The following is a 2,261-nucleotide window of genomic DNA, read 5'->3' as shown; positions in this document are numbered from 1 at the left end:
GTCGAGGGCGAGCTGCACGGCTTTCGTGTGCGTCGTCTGTGCGCCGCTCTGTCCGGCCGGGGTGGTGACGGTCACGGTGCGGTCCCCGGGTGCTGGCCCCGACGTGCGGTCGCGGGCGAAGCCTCGGCCAGGGCGCGCGAGGTGGCCATGGCGGTCCCCCAAAGGGTTCGGGGGTGAACGACGGGAAGGGGACGGATTCGTTCACCACTACCGACGGTATCCCCGGGGCATAGGGAACACAATCGTTCATTACGGACAGGCACCTGCTTCCCGGTCGCTCCGTGCACCGGTGCGAAGTCGGGCCGCGGTGGAGGCCGGGGTGGAGCGGAGGCCGGGGTGGAGCGGCGCGGGGGTCAGGGCGTGTCGTGGGGCCATCCGTCGCCCGCGTGCCGGGTGGCGGCGACGGCGTAGCCGGTGAGCAGGGCGGCCAGGATGTCGGTGAGGCGGGGCTCGACGTCGACGATGGAGTGGGAGAGCTCGGGGTCGGTCTCGTAGAAGGCGCGCAGGCGGGTGCCGGGGGCGGCCATCTGCCACAGGGTGCCGGCCATCGAGGTGGCGGTGGTGACGACGCTGCGGGCCTGGTCGGCGCCGAGCGGGGCGATGGAGCCGAGGGTCGCGCCGACCGCGTCCACCTCGGCGATGGCGCGGACCTTGAACGCGCGGACCGTGTCGAGGGAGACGTTGCGCTCCAGGTTCAACGGGGTGTGCGCGAGCAGGTCGCAGAAGAGCGGGCGGGTCGCCAGCGACTGCGCCAGGACGCCCGCGATCGAGTGGGCTCCGTGGGCCCATTCGGGGTCCGAGGCGGTCTCGCACGGGGTGAGGGCGGCGAGGCGGTCGCGGACCTCGGCCGACCAGTCCTGCCAGGCCTCGGCGGCGAGCCGCAGGAAGATGTCCTCCCGCGTCTCGAAGTAGTGCAGCATCGCGGACTTGTGCATGCCGACCTCGTCGGCGATGGCGGTCACGGTCACCTCGCGGACGCCGTTGGCGGTGGCCAGGCGGGCGGCGGCGGCGAGGATCGCGTCCTCGCGGGCGCGCTTGGCCTCGGGGGTGCGGGCGCGCTGGAAGTCGGAGTCGGTCACGCCGTCGAGTCTAGCGAAACGTGGTTGCGCTAATAACGATCCGGCGTTGCGTTATTAGCGCAACGGTGTTTCACTAAATCCATGAGCACCCACACCGACACCCGCACCTGGTTCATCACCGGCTCCTCGCGCGGCTTCGGCCGCTCCCTGGCCTCGGCCGCCCTGGCGGCCGGTGACCGGGTCGTCGCCACCGCCCGCAAGCCCGAGCAGCTCGACGACCTGGTCGCCCGCCACGGCGACCGCGTCCTGCCCGTCGCCCTGGACGTCACCGACCCGGCCGCGGTCCAGCGCGCCTTCGCCGCCGCCCGTACGGCCTTCGGCTCCGTCGACGTCGTGGTCAACAACGCCGGGTACGCCAACCTCGCCCCGGTCGAGACCGCCGACGAGGAGGACTTCCGCCGCCAGTTCGACACCAACTTCTGGGGCGTATACCACGTCTCCAAGGCCGCGATCCCGCTGCTGAAGGAACAGGGCGGCGGCATCGTGATCCAGTTCTCCTCCGTCGGCGGGCGCGTCGGCGCCACCCCGGGGCTCGGCTCCTACCAGGCGGCGAAGTTCGCCGTGGACGGCTTCACCCGCGTCCTGGCGGCCGAGACCGCGCCGCTGGGCATCCGCTACCTCGTCGTCGAGCCCGGCGGGTTCGCCACCGACTGGGCCGGGGCCTCGATGGAGGTCGACGACGTACCCGCCGACTACCGCGCCACCGTCGGCGCCCTCGCCGACCTCCTGCGCGGCGGCGGGGCGGCCGTGGGCGACCCCGACCGCGCGGCGCAGATCCTCGTCCGGATCGTCCACGCCGACCGGCTGCCCACCCACCTGCTCCTGGGCGCCGGCGCCGCGGACATGGCGCTGGACTACTCCCGCGGCCAGCTCGCCGAGGCCACCGCCTGGCAGGCCGTCTCCGCGTCCGCCGACACCGGCGCCGCCTACCCCGTCGACCTGCCGGCCAACGGCTGAGACGCCCGCCGCGAAGTCCCGAAGTCCCAAGGTCCCGAAGGGAGAACCCGGACATGCGACCGTTCCACGGCAAGGCCGCACTGGTCACCGGCGCCGGCTCGGGCATGGGCCGCGCCACCGCGATCCTGCTGGCGGAGCGCGGCGCCGCCGTCACCGTCGTCGGCCGCCGCGAGCACCGGCTCGCCGAGGTGGTCGCCGAGATCACCGCCGCGGGCGGGCGGGCCC

The 2,261-nt window shown here is 73.8% G+C and carries 3 protein-coding genes; 2 read left to right on the top strand and 1 reads right to left on the bottom strand.

The annotated features are described in order from the left end of the window. Nucleotides 1-353: 353 nt before the first annotated feature. The gene (locus ACWDCZ_RS40555; RefSeq protein WP_449818618.1) at nucleotides 354-1,079 is read right to left on the bottom strand and encodes a TetR family transcriptional regulator; all 726 of its coding nucleotides are present in this window, start codon (nucleotides 1,077-1,079) and stop codon (nucleotides 354-356) included. 81 nt (nucleotides 1,080-1,160) lie between these two features. On the opposite strand from ACWDCZ_RS40555, the gene ACWDCZ_RS40550 reads away from it, so the two are divergent. Beyond that, nucleotides 1,161-2,036 carry an SDR family NAD(P)-dependent oxidoreductase gene (locus tag ACWDCZ_RS40550; protein WP_449818617.1) on the top strand — a complete coding sequence of 292 codons (876 nt, stop codon included), beginning with the start codon at nucleotides 1,161-1,163 and terminating at the stop codon, nucleotides 2,034-2,036. 53 nt (nucleotides 2,037-2,089) lie between these two features. Beyond that, the coding region (locus ACWDCZ_RS40545; protein ID WP_449818619.1) for an SDR family NAD(P)-dependent oxidoreductase at nucleotides 2,090-2,261 on the top strand (172 nt) is incomplete at its 3' end.

This window comes from Kitasatospora sp. NPDC001225, assembly GCF_053597855.1.
The sequence above is the reverse complement of the archived record's forward strand: the minus strand, read 5'-3'. Positions and strand labels throughout refer to the sequence as shown.